Here is a 14,214-nt window from a genome sequence, read left to right as displayed (position 1 = left end):
AGTACCAACAGACTCCCAGGAATTTCTGGGGAAACGTCCCGGAGTCTCAGATCAGCAGACGCTACGTTCCCACACTGCCGCCCGGTACGATGAAGTGGAGATATACAGGAGGCTTCACGGTGCGTTTAGATTTTGCAAAATCAGCTCAGTCCAGCATTGGTATTGAATGGGAGCTGGGGCTTGTCGACGCCGACACCGGAGAGTTACGCAACGTCAGTGACGATATCTTGGCACAACTGAAACTGCCCTCGGATGAGCCATATCAAATTGTGGGCGAATTTATGCTCAACACCTTGGAACTCGTCACCGGCGTGTGCAACACCGTTGACGAGGGCCTCGATCAACTCGCCTCCGCCGGACGCCACATCTTGGAGCTGATCGATACCGACGATATGGCATTGTTCTCCCAGGGGACCCACCCCTTTGCGTTCGGGTTAGACGAACGCATTTCGTCGGGTCAGCGCTACCAAAAGTTACTCGATAAAACGCAGTACTGGGCCTATCAGATGCTGATCTACGGTGTGCATGCCCATATCGGGTTGGATCATGTCGCCAAAGCGATGCCCGCGGTGAACTACCTCATTCAGTATTACCCACATATGCTGGCCCTAAGTGCCTCAAGCCCCTACTGGGGTGGCTACGACACCGGTTACGCATCACAGCGCACCCTAATATTCCAACAGCTGCCCACCACCGGTCTGCCCTTCCAATTTCATCAGTGGTCGGAGTACGAACACGTCGTGGGAGACCTCTTCAACGTGGGCGTGGTCGATGATGTCACAGAGGTGCGATGGGATATTCGGCCGGTTCCGCGCTTTGGCACCGTCGAACAACGGGTCTGTGACGGAGTGGCCACCTTACAACAGGTTGGAGCTATCACAGCCCTCACGCAGTGCTTAGTCCATGAGGCCGTCGGAGGCGACGCGGACGCGGTCAGAGAGATTGATATCTTGCCGCCGTGGTTCGTGCAAGAAAATAAGTGGCGCGCGGCCCGGTACGGACTTGAAGCCGACATCATTATCGATACGGCGGGCACCCAGTTGCCGGTAACTCAACATCTCGACCAGACCCTGAACCGGTTGGAGCCCATTGCAGCCGAACTCAAGTGCGCTCGCGAACTGAGTTGGGTTGAAGACATGATCCGGTCGGACACGTCTGCGGCCCGTCAGCGTGCACAGACGCAATCGACGTTTGGACATCGGGTAAGCCAGGAAAAACTGGCCGCTCTGGTGCTGGATTCAGCAGCCGAGACCGGCCAGTCATTACGGACCTGGCGCTAGCGTTACCGCATGCTCTTGACGACGAAGGTGTCGCGTTTCCCGAAGTAGAACAAGCCGGTGAGAATCGACCCGACCAGCACCACGGCCATCACGATCAGCAGCGGGTAGGGCCCAAGCTGCACGATTAAGGGTATCGATGCCGCCGTCACGAGCCCGCCACCAAAGAAGGGCTCAAACGCTAGCTGTTTATAGCCAAAGGCTTCATACGCGGGACTTTCTTGTTTGGGATCGGCCATGCGCAGCAACAATAGCCCGGTGGCGGTGACACCCATGGACTGACCGAAGTCGGCGATACCGCGTTCGAACCAGTAACTTTGGATAAAGCGGGGAGCCAGGAAGAACAACACAAACACGTTCCAGGCAATACCGGCAATCGCCAGGATGGCAAATGGGCCGATGTTGTTGGCGATAGCGTCCAAGGACAACGTGGCCAAAGCGGCGATGATCAGGGTATCCAGTGCCAGGCCTTGGATACGCTCCATGGTGCCGCGGTCGATCAAGTTGGCCAGGCCGGTTTTATCCGCAACTAACTGAATGATTACGCCGCCCAGCATGGCAAGTGGAAACAGTGGGACGTAGGCGAAGATCTCGATGCTATCGGCCCACAGCCACTGCTCGACAGCCTGCAAGCCAGACAAGATTCCTTGACCAATGATGATCGCCACGGCAATGATACCGATGTGCAACGTCAACGTGTCCAGCGACTCTGAGCGAACGGTCTGCGCCCCGCCGGAAGGCTGGTCCCGGTGATAGAAGCCTTGGGCAATTTCAGGATCTTGATTCGATTTCACATCCAGGGTCTCTGAATGGCCTCGCCGGGCCGCCCAGTTGACCGCAATCACGCCAACAATCACGCCGGATAGGATGCCAACGGTCGCCATCACTAATGCGAGGTCGCCGCCTTCTTCGAAGCCCAACTCGGTCATGACCGGTGCCATCCCGGCCGCCGTACCGTGACCGCCTTCGAAGCCGATCTCGATCAGAGCACCGAACATCGGGCTGACATTAAACAGCGGCACGAGGATTAATACGGCCAGCAGCATGCCGATGACATATTGGCCGGAGGCAAACGTGAAGCCCAAAGATAATTGGGGCCCGAGCAAGGTCACTGCCCGTTTGGGCGAAGGGATGGCGCTGCCAAGAAATAGGGCAGCGAAGACCACACTGATCAGCAGGCCGGGGATTTCCGACCAGACGGACATCACCTCAGCCCCGAAAAGCCCGCCTTCGGTGAGACCGTCCCAGCCGAGCCAACCACCCAAACGACCCAGAACTTGCGGGCCGACAATCAGGGCAATAAATCCTGCGATCAGTGAGACCGGGAGGAAGAGTTTTTGTGCGGTTTTGCTGTAGGCACGCACCGCGATGCCCACCAGTGCCAAGACACCCAGTAATAAAATGGCCAGCGCAACAGTTGTAGGCGACATACGAGGGACCTTTCATCCGGGCGTGTTCGACACACCGCTGACGGGTACGGTATGAGATCTACCAGTTCACTACCGCCTACCGCAATCTTTAGAGCTCGTCAGACACGGATTGAGGTCAGACACTCACAATGCCGACGTGTTGCGTTGGGTCCGCAGAAAATTGCAAATCCGATGGGGAGACTCCGTCAGCCACCAATTGAGCGCCAAGCGCTGCGACCATCGCGCCGTTATCGGTGCACAGGTTCAAGGGCGGGATGGTCAAGCCGATACCTGCAGCGTGGGTTCTTTCGGTCAGCAGTTGCCGGAGTCGAGAGTTCGCAGCCACTCCCCCGCCCAGCAGAATGTGGTCGATACCGTGCTCGGAGGCCGCCAGCACAGTCTTTTTGGTAATCACATCTGCCACCGCTTCCTGGAAGGAAGCGGCAATGTCATTGGCTGGGACGGGCAGGTCACGCAGGTGGTACTGTTCCACGGCCCGGGAGACGGCGGTTTTCAAACCAGAAAACGACCAGTTATAGCGGTCTTTGCCAGGGGTTTCTGGGGTACCCATGTTTTTGGGTGCGCTCAACCCGCGCGGAAAACGGAAGGCCTGCGGGTCGCCTTCCTTGGCCATCTTGTCGATGGCGGGACCACCCGGATAGCCTGCCCCGATGAGCCGCGCGACCTTGTCGTAGGCTTCACCGGCGGCATCATCAATGGTACTGCCAAGTAATTCCACGTCGGAGGTCAGGGAGTTGATCTTGAGCATTTCGGTGTGCCCGCCGGATACCAGTAACGCCCCAAGTTGGCTGCTGTTGCCCAGATCAGCGGCAACATCATCGAGGTAACCCACCCCGATATGCGCGATGAGGTGATTGATGCCGTAGAGGGGTTTGCCGGTGGCGACCGCGAGCGCTTTGGCCCCGGCGACACCGACCATCAGTGCCCCGGCCAGACCCGGTCCGGCGGTCACAGCGATGGCATCAATATCAGCCAAGTCGAGCTGCGCTTCGTCGAGAGCAGCGTTGAGGACGGGCAGGAATTCCGTGACGTGGGCACGCGCTGCGATTTCTGGGATCACACCCCCGAAGGCCACGTGGTCGTCCATAGAGGAAGCGACCTGATGGGCCAAGAGTTTCGTCCCGGACACAATGCCGACACCGGTTTCGTCGCACGAGGTTTCAATGCCTACCACGATGGGGCCTGTCATGTTACTCCTTACTGGACAGCGCGGTGGCTGTGGATGGGCCGGGTTCGCGCAGCCGTTTGCGCATCACCCAGGCGTCGATACCGCCAGGATAATACCGGGGGCGCGTGTGGATGTGGGTGAATCCGTTGTCGGCATAAAGCTGTTGGGCCACGGTGTTATCTGCTCGAACTTCTAATAAGAGGTCCTCGGCTCCCAGCTCGTGGGCGGTGCGGATGAGCCAGAGCAGTAATGTGGCTCCGAGCTTTTTGCCGGTGTGGTCCGGGTGGACGCCAATGGTGGTGATGTCGGCAAACGGTGGCCCATAGAGCAGCCCCGCAAAACCAACGATAACGCCTCGGTGGGTGATCACCTGGTAGAACCGGTCGGGGTTCTTATGTACTGAGGCTTGGTATTCGGCGGTGAAGATGTCCAGGGACCAGGCGTCGGGACCAAACACTGTCGCGTCCAGCTCGGCCACGGGTGCCACATCTGCGGCGGTCCAGGCTCGTTGCGTGTAGCCGGTGGGCAGCACGAGGGGTTCGGGGATGGTCATGGGCGCAGGTTTTTGGGGATCTGGGCATCGTGACCACGTAAATATTGTGGTTCGACGGGTAAGAGTTCGCTCCCGCGGCGCAGCGCAAGGCTGCCGAACGCGGCGATATCGGCGGCGTCTGGGACCGCATCGGTATACCCGGTCATGCCATGCAGGACCTCGGGGTACAGTCCAGCTCCGGCACCGTAGACCGGCAGTTTGGTCACGTCTTGCGGGTCGGTCACGAAAGGTCCGTGCAGTCGCTGGGGTTGACCGCCAATGTTGTCGTAGTGGGCCCAGTAGACCTCTTTGCGTCGGGCGTCAGTGGCCACGATGAATTCTTCGGCCCCGATGCGGAAGGCTGCAGGTGCCACACGGTGGGCCAACCCATCATGGCTGAGCACCCCGTAGACCGGGACCTGCCAGGTGTGCGCCAGGGTTTGGGCGGTAATAATGCCTGCTCGTAGTCCGGTGAACGGCCCCGGTCCGACACCCACGAAGATCCCATCGAGAGCTTGCGGGTTGTGGGGGTCCAGGCCCGCTTCTGCCAGGACCTCGGTGATGAATCCGGCCAGGACCTCCGAGTGGTTGCGGTGCGAGTCGGTTGCCCGGTGGGCAATGGTTTGGCCGTCGCGGTAGACTGCCGCCGAGGCAGTCGCCGAGGTGTCCATGGCTAAATACGTGGTACTCATAGTTGTCCTTCCCAGCGCGGTCCGTAGCCGGTCAGAATCGCGCTGCGGGATTCATCGACCTCGTCGTCGGAAAAGTCGGTGACCAATTCGTCGGTGGAAGCTCCGGGGCGGATCAGCTCGATATCAAGGTAGGAGTCGGTCAGGTCTTCGGCGGTGCCGCGTCCCCATTCGATGACCACCACCGAGTCGGTCAGCCACGTTTCCAAATCGAGACTGGCCAACTCGTCGGCGCCGGTGATGCGGTACGCGTCGACGTGGACCAGATTGAGCCCATCCGCCGGATGGTTGTGGTGACGGGCTAACACAAAGGTGGGCGAAGTAATCGGTGCGGTGATCCCCAGGGCTTTCGCCATGGCCTGGGTGAAGGTGGTTTTGCCGGCCCCCAGATCGCCGGTGAGGATAATGACATCGCCGGCGCGCAGCTGAGCGGCGACCCGGGTGGCAAGTGCTTGGGTATCGGCGAGGTCGGCGAGTTCATAACGTTGTTGCATGGTTAGATCCAAGGCTTGTGGATGCGTGGCACGCGCGCACCGATCCGCGTGACGAGTTCGTAGTTGATCGTGCCGGCAGCCAGGGCCCATGCATCGGAGGTGAGCCCGGACTTTGGGCCGAACAGTTCCACGGGCGCCCCGACGGGGGCGGTAAGTTCATCGTCGCGGTCGGTATTGAGGTCAACGACGAACTGATCCATGGCAATACGGCCGGCCACGCGGTAATAGTTGCCGTCAATCCACACGGGGGCTCCTTCGGCGATGCGCGGCACCCCGTCGGCATAGCCACACGGCACCAGTGCTAGCCGCGTGGGAGTCTGACAGCGGTAGGCGTAGCCGTAGGACACTCCGGTGCCTTCATCAGCAGGCTTATTATTGGCCACGGTGGTGCCAAAACTCATCACCTGGCGCAGCCCGAGATCCTCGGGGGTGCGTTCGGCAAAGGGGCTCAACCCATAGATCGCGACCCCGGCCCGCACCATATCCAAGTGCGTATCAGGCCGCGACAGCAGCGCCGGTGAATTCGCAACGTGGCGGACGTCGACGGTCAGTCCGTGTTTGCGGGCGGTATCCACGGCTTGGTGGTAGGCGGCGAGCTGTTCATCCACGGCGGCTTCCCCGTCGGGGTCATCGGCGGTGGCGAAATGGGTAAAGACCCCCACGACGCGCACGATGCCGGTCTGTTGGAGTTCGGAGGCGCGTTTGCACAACTCATCCCACTGTTCGGGGGCCGCACCGTTGCGTGACAGGCCGGTGTCGATTTTCAGATGAATGCGGGCTGGCAGGTCAGCAGCGCGTGCGGCTTCGGCGACCATTTCGATTTCTGGGCCGGAGACCCCGATATCGATGTTGTGTTCAATGGCCGCTCGAAAGGGCGTCCGGATGGTGTGCAACCAGGCCAGTAGAGGGGCGGTGATGCCGGCTTCGCGTAACTCGAGCGCTTCGCGAATGTGGGCGGTCCCGATCCAGGTGGCCCCGGCAGCCACAGCGGTTTTGGCGACTTCGACCGCGCCGTGGCCGTAACCGTCGGCTTTGACCACAGCCATCACCTGGGCGGGTTTGACCCAGCGGGCGATGGTTTCGACGTTGTGTGCGAGCGCTGCGTGATCAATTGTCACCCAACGCTCTGGTTCTGCGGTCCAGGAGGTAGCCATAATGGTCTATTATTCCAGACCGAACTGCTTTGCTTGGCGAATGTAGTCAGCCAAGCTCGAGACGACAACCCCGCCGTCGGCTGCTGCTAGCTGGCCGGCCATCGAATGCAACCGGACTCCGGCGACCATGAGGCCAAACACTCGATCCGAGATCGCGGGGTCGTCGGGGTCTACGGTGGACAATCCGGCGCCCAGGATCCCGGCGAGCGTGTCGCCGGTGCCGGCGGTGGCAAGTTCAGCGGTGTAGGGCGGGTGCAGGCTGCGCTGGCCGGTGGGACCAAAGATGTAGGTGGTTGCGGATTTCAGCACCACCCACACCCCAAACCGTTGGGCGAAGGTTTCGGCTTGAGCTGCCACGTCTTGGTCGGTCAGATCGGGGGCGAGCCGCTGGGTCAGGCGCCGCATTTCCCCCACGTGTGGTGTCAAGACCAATGCGGCATAGTGAGCCTCGAAATGCTGGGCCGCTAAGACATCCAGACCCGAAGCGTCGACGAGCACCGGTAAGTCGTGTTGGGCGCCGGTTTCCAACGCTGCGGTAGCGGAGTGTTGGCCGCGCACCGTAGTGCCAAGACCAGGGCCGATCACGAGTGCGGTGGCTTTGGGCGTGATATTGTCTTCGACCACTACTTGTGGGGTGGCGGCTATGACGTGGTCGGCGACGATTTTGCCCCGCGGTGGTTCAGCGACCAAACTCAGATAGCCCACGCCGGTAGCGGTGGCAGCCTGAGTCACCAGGACTGCGGCCCCGGGGTATTCCGGTGAGCCTGCCACGACACTGAGCACCCCTCGGGAATATTTGTGCGCATCCCACCGTGGGCCACCGTAGTAGCGGGCCACATCGGTGTGCTCGGCAACCCACCACGGGGCTTCAATCGATGCTAATTCTGGTCCGATGCCAATATCAATGACGTGAATCCGGCCGGCATGGTGTGCGCCAGCTCCGACAAGGAGCCCGACTTTGGGCCCGCCAAAGGTCACGGTCACATCGGCTTGCAGACTCGCACCCGGGATGTCCCCGGTGTCAGCATGCACCCCCGAGGGGATGTCACACGCGATGATGCCTGCGGTAGCAGGAATGTGCAGGTTGCGGTCTGCCAAATAGGTCGGCATATCGAAGCTACCACTGAAGCCGGTACCAAACACCCCGTCAAGAACTACATCGGCTGCGTGGTCAATGCGGGTCGTGAAGCGGCCGCCCGCTGTGCGAAACGCTGTCCGGGCGGCGGGGTGGAGCTGGTCTGGGTCAGCGGTGATCGGCACGGCTTCGATGTGCACGCCTCGGGACGCGAGAAAACTTAAGGCCCACAGGGTGTCGCCCCCGTTATTGCCTTTACCCACCAGACCTATGACGCGGCTGCCATAAATCCGCCCCCGGTGTCGTAGAAAATCCAGGGTGTGCTGCGCCAGTCCCCAGGCCGCGGTGCGCATCAGGGTGGGTCCTTCACCGGCTGCCAGCCGTGGCTGTTCAGCCTCACGGATGTGGGTCCCGGTATAGCAGCGGTACATTAGCCCTCAGCAACGACCATAGCGGTTGCCCATCCCCCGTCGTGCGAGAGGGACAAGTGCCACCGACGGACCCCTTTGGCCGCGGCAATATCGGCCACGGTACCGGTCACGACGACATATGGGACACCGGAGGCTTCCCGGCCGATCTGGCAGTGCTGCCAGTTCATCCCAGCGGGTGCCGAAAGTGCTTTGGCGACGGCTTCTTTTGCTGCGAATCGTGCGGCCAGGGACTGGAGACTCAGGTGCCGTTCTGCGGGGGTAAATAAGCGTTCACGCAGTTTTGGGGTGCGCTCCAACTGCCGCTCGAAGCGCGCTATGTCAACCATGTCCACACCAATGCCGATGATCATAATTCGTAGTCTACCTTTTCTTGATGAGGGGTTTGTGATGTGTGGATTCGTAACTTCGGGTTCTGTCGCATCCACCGCAGCGCATCAAAGGTCAAGATGATCACCGCAATCCACACCAGAATAAAGCCGATCCAGCGGCCCGTTGACATCGCCTCGTTAAAGACGAAATACCCTAAAATGAACTGTGCAATGGGTGCGATGTACTGAAACATGCCCACCGTCGATAACGGTAACCGTGCTGCCGCACCGGCAAATAATAATAAGGGCACGACCGTGACGATCCCCACGACCGGCAGGGTCGCCGATTGGACGGTATCGAAGGTCTCAAACACACCTATCCCACCGGCTGTCCCGACCAGCCCCATGGAGGCGACCACCAACCAGATCCCGGAGGGAATGCTCAGCCACATGGTTTCCACGGTCAGGCCCGTCAGCGAATCAACCGACGGGCCGGTTTTGTTTTTCACCAGGCCGTAGAAGGCAAAGGAGAACGCGAGCGCCAGGGATAACCAGGGCAGGTTTCCGTAATCTACGGTCAGCACTACGACGGCCGCGAAGGAGACGGCTAGGGCTGCCCACTGCAGTGGGCGCAACCGTTCTTTCAAGATGACCACACCCAACACGATGGTCACCACCGGGTTTATAAAGTATCCCAGGGAAACTTCCAAGACGCGGTGGGTGGCGACCCCGTAGATGTAGAGTCCCCAGTTGAGCACGATCAGGTGGCCCGCCAGGATCAGTAACAGGTGGTCCCGGCGCGATTTCAGGACGGTTGCCAGGCGTCGCCACGCGCCTCGGAGCACAGCAACCACGATCAGGGTGACCCCCAGTGCCAGCACGATCCGCCAGGCTAATAAGTCCAGCGGGTTGGGTGTCATGTAATAGGCAAACAGCAGGGGCAGGATGCCCCACAAAAAGTAGGCTAAAAACGCTTGGATATAGCCGCTGTTGCGTGCTGGTTGTGCAGCTGGTTGCTGAGCACTCGTCACCGATCCCCCTGGTATTTGCTTATCTTTTGGCCGGCCGGCGGCTAAGCTGGTGTCTACGATTTGTTAACTAACCGGTCTCATGAGCCATAATGAATAGGTGACTTTCCACATTAACGATGCGCCGCGCCCTCAACCGAGCACTCCGAATGCACCGCATACGCCGGTGAGCCCGGTTACCGAGCCCATCAGTTTTGTGGGTTCACCCCCGGTCGAGCCGCAGTACACATACTCGCCGTTCATTGAACTCGACCGCTCTACCTGGTCCAGATTAGCCCACGAGTTGGAACAACCCTTCGATCAGTCGGATGTCGAACGGCTTCGCGGTCTGGGTGACAAGCTGTCGCTGACCGAAGTGGCCGAAGTGTACTTACCGCTCTCCCGGCTGCTCAGTATTTATGTTGATGCCACGGCGAAACTGCGCGAAGCCTCCAATAAGTTCTTAGGTGAAAGCACGCGCCGGACACCATTTGTGATCGGGGTTGCTGGATCCGTGGCCGTCGGTAAATCCACCAGCGCGCGTGTGTTGCAGGAAATGTTGCGGCGCTGGCCGAATACCCCGCGAGTAGAGCTTGTGACCACCGATGGTTTCTTGTATCCCAATGCTGAGCTGCGTCGCCGTGGTCTGATGGAACGCAAGGGCTTTCCGGAGTCCTTTGACCGTCGTCGGCTGCTACGTTTCGTATCGGATGTGAAATCCGGGGTGCCCGAGGTGCGCGCCCCGATGTATTCCCACCTGACGTACGACATCGTGCCGAATCAGCAGATTGTGGTGCGTCGCCCCGATGTACTCATCGTCGAAGGCCTCAACGTCCTGGCTCCACCACGGCCACGCTCGGATGGCACCTCGGGGCTGTCCGTGTCAGATTTCTTCGATTACTCGGTCTATGTGGATGCTTCGTATGACGCGGTCCGGAAGTGGTACGTCAACCGCTTTATGGAATTACGCTCGGGCGCCTTTGCCAACCCGGATTCGTATTTCCACCGGTACTCTGCACTCAGCGACGATGAGGCCATCAAGACCGCTACGGGTATTTGGGATCGTATTAACGGTCCCAACCTTGTGCAAAACGTCCTGCCGACCAGGGGCCGGGCTAAACTGGTCTTGACCAAGAACGAAGATCATCACGTCAAGCGCGTTCTGATGAGGAAGATATAACAATGTCTCGCACCACCAGGGTGACCATTACTGCCTCGGCGGTCACACTGCTTTGTCTTGGTGCGAGCTTATCTGCCTCACCCCAGGTGATCGCCGAAACGCTTGGCCGCGAAGTGCATACCTTCTCCCCGCTGGATCCCAGCACCTACCCGGGCCGGGCCGAACAAGAACCGCCCCGTGCTTTGGACGCCTCGACGGCGCCACGCCAACAGTCCACGATGTCGCCTGATGGCACCTGGATGCCCAAGCAACCCACTGAAGATGCCGATGCGACAGCGCCTGGCGCGCAACCCCCAGTCTTTGGGATCGCCGGTGCCGAAGCCTCAGCACAGCCTCCTCAGACACCCAGCACGCAAGCCGACAGCCACGAGCCAGCTGCTCCCCAAACCTCTGATGTGGCCTCCGCACCCGAAAATGTCGACGAGGATGCCGGGCTGGACCCTACCGACCAAGACGACACGGAAACCGGTCAGCCAGCTGAAGAAGACGACCCTGTTGTCCCAGATGTCGATACACCAGAGTCGGTAACGGTCATCGTCAATAAGCTGCGTCCCCTTCCGGAAGACTTTGTCCCGGAAGACCTCGTTGAGCTGCCCGCCGAGTTCAGCCAGGACACAGTTGAACTGCGTGAAGAAGCAGCCGAAGCCACCGAAAAATTATTTGCCGCGGCTCATGAAGATGGTATTGATCTAACGGTTATCTCCGCCTACCGGTCTTTTGAGTATCAACAAGAGCTATACGAAGGGTATACGGCCCAACACGGCACCGATCGAACCAATGAAATGTCGGCGCGACCCGGCCATTCGGAGCATCAAACCGGGCTGGCGATCGACGTGGACACCCCCGACGGAGCGCACACCCTGCAGCAGAGTTTTGGCGAAACCCAAGCAGGCCAGTGGCTTGCTGAACACGCTGACACCTACGGATTCGTCATCCGGTATCCCCAAGGCGCACACGAGGTTACCGGCTTCCAGTATGAGCCGTGGCACCTGCGATATTTCGGCGAAGACTATGCCCAGCAGATTATGGAAGGCTCGGGAGTCGCTGAAACCGAGTTTGATCTCGATCCGGCCCCGGACTACGCCCCATAGCGTCACATCAGCGGCAGCACGGAGGCTGAGTGCGCCGTGACCTTATACTGTCACCATGCTCAAAGGTTTCAAAGATTTTCTTGCCCAAGGCAATGCGATGGACTTGGCGGTGGCGGTCATTATCGGGGCCGCCTTCACACAGGTCGTGACCGCGTTAACCGATGCTGTGCTGATGCCGTTGATTTCCGCGCTGGTTGGGTCCCCGAATTTTGATGAATTCGCCAAAGTCACGCTCAACGGCAATGAGATTGCTTTTGGTGTTTTACTCACCGCGATCGTGAACTTCTTATTGGTCGCAGCAGCAGTGTATTTCGCGATTATCGTCCCGATGAATAAACTTCTGGCGATGCGCCGCCACGAGGTGGAAGACGAAGAGGAAACCCCAGAAGATATCGCCTTACTGCGTGAGATTCGCGATGCGTTAGCCAACCAGCCACGACCCTAACCGGACATGTCAGGGATACAGGGCAGCCAATTATATGGTGGATTTTCACACTGTGGGACAGCCATGAGTCCGACTGCGATCCCCGCGGCTATCAACCCGGCAAGCACGATGATGGCAAACACGACCCAGCGGCGGGCTCGAAGGTTTTCTGGCGGATCAGACGAGACCTCTGCGGGGTCATGCCCGGCTAACACGTTGGCTTCACGGTGGAACTCATCGGCGTCGCGCCGAAAATAGCCTTCGGCGCGACGCTCCGGCTCTTGTGACGGCCTCGGGGTTTCGGAAGAACTCACAGGGCGAGGTTTTCCGAGACCACATTGGCCAAGTGGCGGGCCTGCTGGTCTGCGGTGTCCTTATCGGCAGCTTCCACCATGACGCGGACCACGGGTTCGGTTCCGGACGGACGCAAGAGAACGCGCCCGGTTTTGCCAAGCTGTTTTTCGACGCTGGTGACAGCCTCCGAGACGACCCCGTTGGCATTCACACCAGACTTATCAACATTTTTGACATTGATGAGCACCTGCGGCAACCGGGTCATGACCTTCGCCAGATCAGCCAGCCGCTGTTTGGTGTCATTCATGCGAGCCGCTAACTGCAATCCGGTCAAAATGCCATCGCCGGTGGTGGCCCATTTCGAAAAGATAATGTGGCCAGACTGTTCACCGCCGATGGAGTAGCCGTTTTCATGCATAGCTTCGAGGACGTAACGGTCCCCAACTTTGGTCTCCACGACGTTGATCTCGTGTTCTTGCATGGCCAGTTTCAGCCCGAGGTTACTCATGACTGTGACTACCAGCGTGTCATCGTTGAGTTCGCCTTGGTCTTTCAGCGCCACAGCCATGATCGCCATGATCTGGTCGCCGTCGACTATGGAGCCGGTATGGTCCACGGCTAAGAACCGGTCGGCGTCGCCGTCTAGGGCCACGCCCAGGTCTGCTCCGTGTTCCAGGACCGCTGCCTGGAGGTTTTCCATGTGCGTGGAACCATAGTTGTGGTTAATGTTCAAGCCATCGGGGTTCGCGCCGATGACGAAAACCTCGGCTCCCGCATCAGCAAAAACCTGGGGAGCTACTGCCGCGCCAGCGCCGTGGGCGGCGTCAATGACGATTTTCATCCCGTCGAGGCGGTTGGGCAACGATTTGAGCAGGTGCAATACGTACCGGTCTTCAGCATCAGCAAAGCGCCGAACGCGACCGACCCGTTCGCCGGTGGGTCGCAGTGGTTGTTCTTCCATTTGCGCCGTGATCCGGTCCTCTTGAGCGTCGGTCAGTTTTTCGCCGCCGCGGGCCAGGAATTTGATGCCGTTGTCGGGTGCGGGGTTATGCGACGCCGAGATCATCACACCGAAGTCCGCGTTGATATCCTCGACCAAGTATGCGGCTGCAGGCGTGGGCAGCACACCGGCGTCATAAACATCGATGCCGGAGGAGGCCAGCCCGGCGGAGATCGCGGCGTTAATGAAGTCCGAGGAGATCCGGGGATCTCGAGCGATGACTGCCTTGGGACGTGCGCCCTCGGCGGCTTCGTGGCCTAGGACTACTGCTGCAGCCTGAGCCAATTGTGTTGCCAGCTCCACGGTAATTGTCTCGTTGGCTACGCCACGGACCCCGTCTGTACCAAATAGTTTTGACATCGTTCCCAATTCTGTGTGATTGACGAACCGCACCGGATCGTGCGTGTTCTGCTCTGCTAATGATCGGACTGGCTGAGTAGCCCCTTAAGCAGCCCGCCCGAGGTGTGCTCGAAGCGTGGCCAACCTCCTACGTCACGGATCTGATGCGTATAGCAGCGCCGCGGGGATCTTGAATGTGTGGCAGAGAACCTGGTCGTCACAGCTCACTTTGCGCCTACTTTCCTTCCCGTACGGGCATCTAATGCGCTTCATTTTACCCGTTGTGGCCTGTCATCGACCGTGTTTGTCAGGAAACATGTT

15 protein-coding genes are annotated in these 14,214 nt (G+C 59.5%); 4 read left to right on the top strand and 11 right to left on the bottom strand.

Features of this window, described 5'->3' with window-relative positions; translation table 11 throughout:
• The first annotated feature begins 119 nt into the window (after positions 1-119).
• Positions 120-1,280 carry a glutamate--cysteine ligase gene (locus J2S62_RS03840; protein WP_310171588.1) on the top strand — a complete coding sequence of 387 codons (1,161 nt, stop codon included), beginning with the start codon at positions 120-122 and terminating at the stop codon, positions 1,278-1,280.
• Positions 1,281-1,282: 2 nt separating this feature from the next.
• Here J2S62_RS03840 and J2S62_RS03835 read toward each other — a convergent pair whose 3' ends face one another.
• From J2S62_RS03835 to rarD, 9 genes are all read right to left on the bottom strand, one after another.
• Positions 1,283-2,707 (bottom strand): sodium/glutamate symporter, encoded by a 1,425-nt coding sequence (locus J2S62_RS03835; RefSeq protein WP_310171586.1) that lies wholly within the window; start codon positions 2,705-2,707, stop codon positions 1,283-1,285.
• Positions 2,708-2,822: 115 nt separating this feature from the next.
• Positions 2,823-3,896, bottom strand: coding sequence for a tRNA (adenosine(37)-N6)-threonylcarbamoyltransferase complex transferase subunit TsaD (gene tsaD, locus J2S62_RS03830; protein WP_310171584.1), 1,074 nt, complete (start codon positions 3,894-3,896; stop codon positions 2,823-2,825).
• Between the two features lies 1 nt (position 3,897).
• A complete protein-coding gene (locus tag J2S62_RS03825; protein WP_310171582.1) occupies positions 3,898-4,428 on the bottom strand; it encodes a GNAT family N-acetyltransferase in 531 nt (176 codons plus the stop codon).
• A complete protein-coding gene (gene tsaB / locus J2S62_RS03820) occupies positions 4,425-5,099 on the bottom strand; it encodes a tRNA (adenosine(37)-N6)-threonylcarbamoyltransferase complex dimerization subunit type 1 TsaB (protein WP_310171580.1) in 675 nt (224 codons plus the stop codon). The genes J2S62_RS03825 and tsaB overlap by 4 nt, the downstream gene beginning before the upstream one ends.
• On the bottom strand, positions 5,096-5,590 hold the full coding sequence (tsaE, locus tag J2S62_RS03815; RefSeq protein ID WP_310171577.1) for a tRNA (adenosine(37)-N6)-threonylcarbamoyltransferase complex ATPase subunit type 1 TsaE: 495 nt from the start codon (positions 5,588-5,590) through the stop codon (positions 5,096-5,098). The genes tsaB and tsaE overlap by 4 nt, the downstream gene beginning before the upstream one ends.
• Before the next feature lie 2 nt (positions 5,591-5,592).
• On the bottom strand, positions 5,593-6,744 hold the full coding sequence (alr, locus tag J2S62_RS03810) for an alanine racemase (RefSeq protein WP_310171574.1): 1,152 nt from the start codon (positions 6,742-6,744) through the stop codon (positions 5,593-5,595).
• Positions 6,745-6,753: 9 nt separating this feature from the next.
• On the bottom strand, positions 6,754-8,250 hold the full coding sequence (locus J2S62_RS03805; protein ID WP_310171572.1) for a bifunctional ADP-dependent NAD(P)H-hydrate dehydratase/NAD(P)H-hydrate epimerase: 1,497 nt from the start codon (positions 8,248-8,250) through the stop codon (positions 6,754-6,756).
• On the bottom strand, positions 8,250-8,600 hold the full coding sequence (locus J2S62_RS03800; RefSeq protein WP_310171570.1) for a holo-ACP synthase: 351 nt from the start codon (positions 8,598-8,600) through the stop codon (positions 8,250-8,252). Before J2S62_RS03800 ends, J2S62_RS03805 begins: the two co-directional genes overlap by 1 nt.
• Positions 8,597-9,589, bottom strand: a complete 993-nt coding sequence (gene rarD, locus J2S62_RS03795; RefSeq protein WP_310171568.1) for an EamA family transporter RarD — start codon at positions 9,587-9,589, stop codon at positions 8,597-8,599. The genes J2S62_RS03800 and rarD overlap by 4 nt, the downstream gene beginning before the upstream one ends.
• A 184-nt stretch (positions 9,590-9,773) precedes the next feature.
• Here rarD and coaA point away from each other — a divergent pair, with 184 nt between their 5' ends.
• From coaA to mscL, 3 genes are read left to right on the top strand one after another with little or no spacing between them, the layout of a single operon-like run.
• Complete coding sequence (gene coaA / locus J2S62_RS03790) at positions 9,774-10,745, top strand: type I pantothenate kinase (protein ID WP_310175701.1); 972 nt, start codon at positions 9,774-9,776, stop codon at positions 10,743-10,745.
• Between the two features lie 2 nt (positions 10,746-10,747).
• Entirely contained in the window at positions 10,748-11,836 is a 1,089-nt protein-coding gene (locus tag J2S62_RS03785) for a M15 family metallopeptidase (RefSeq protein WP_310171565.1), read from the top strand.
• Positions 11,837-11,891: 55 nt separating this feature from the next.
• Positions 11,892-12,281 (top strand): large conductance mechanosensitive channel protein MscL, encoded by a 390-nt coding sequence (mscL, locus tag J2S62_RS03780; RefSeq protein WP_310171563.1) that lies wholly within the window; start codon positions 11,892-11,894, stop codon positions 12,279-12,281.
• Here the strand turns inward: mscL and J2S62_RS03775 are convergent.
• Entirely contained in the window at positions 12,278-12,574 is a 297-nt protein-coding gene (locus J2S62_RS03775; protein ID WP_310171561.1) for a hypothetical protein, read from the bottom strand. The genes mscL and J2S62_RS03775 overlap by 4 nt on opposite strands.
• Positions 12,571-13,914, bottom strand: a complete 1,344-nt coding sequence (gene glmM, locus J2S62_RS03770) for a phosphoglucosamine mutase (protein WP_310171560.1) — start codon at positions 13,912-13,914, stop codon at positions 12,571-12,573. Before glmM ends, J2S62_RS03775 begins: the two co-directional genes overlap by 4 nt.
• Positions 13,915-14,214 lie beyond the last annotated feature (300 nt).

The organism is Enteractinococcus fodinae (assembly GCF_031458395.1).
GTDB classification, from domain to species: Bacteria; Actinomycetota; Actinomycetes; order Actinomycetales; family Micrococcaceae; genus Yaniella; species Yaniella fodinae.
Note: the sequence above shows the minus strand (reverse complement) of the source record. Positions and strands in the feature narration are given on the sequence as shown.

Excerpts from the sequence above, each read along its gene's own strand:
- J2S62_RS03800 (WP_310171570.1), bottom strand. The coding sequence starts at position 8,600 with ATGATCATCGGCATTGGTGTGGACATGGTTGACATAGCGCGCTTCGAG.
- tsaD (WP_310171584.1), bottom strand. The coding sequence starts at position 3,896 with ATGACAGGCCCCATCGTGGTAGGCATTGAAACCTCGTGCGACGAAACC.
- J2S62_RS03785 (WP_310171565.1), top strand. The coding sequence starts at position 10,748 with ATGTCTCGCACCACCAGGGTGACCATTACTGCCTCGGCGGTCACACTG.
- J2S62_RS03835 (WP_310171586.1), bottom strand. The coding sequence starts at position 2,707 with ATGTCGCCTACAACTGTTGCGCTGGCCATTTTATTACTGGGTGTCTTG.
- tsaE (WP_310171577.1), bottom strand. The coding sequence starts at position 5,590 with ATGCAACAACGTTATGAACTCGCCGACCTCGCCGATACCCAAGCACTT.
- tsaB (WP_310171580.1), bottom strand. The coding sequence starts at position 5,099 with ATGAGTACCACGTATTTAGCCATGGACACCTCGGCGACTGCCTCGGCG.
- J2S62_RS03805 (WP_310171572.1), bottom strand. The coding sequence starts at position 8,250 with ATGTACCGCTGCTATACCGGGACCCACATCCGTGAGGCTGAACAGCCA.
- alr (WP_310171574.1), bottom strand. The coding sequence starts at position 6,744 with ATGGCTACCTCCTGGACCGCAGAACCAGAGCGTTGGGTGACAATTGAT.
- glmM (WP_310171560.1), bottom strand. The coding sequence starts at position 13,914 with ATGTCAAAACTATTTGGTACAGACGGGGTCCGTGGCGTAGCCAACGAG.
- mscL (WP_310171563.1), top strand. The coding sequence starts at position 11,892 with ATGCTCAAAGGTTTCAAAGATTTTCTTGCCCAAGGCAATGCGATGGAC.
- J2S62_RS03825 (WP_310171582.1), bottom strand. The coding sequence starts at position 4,428 with ATGACCATCCCCGAACCCCTCGTGCTGCCCACCGGCTACACGCAACGA.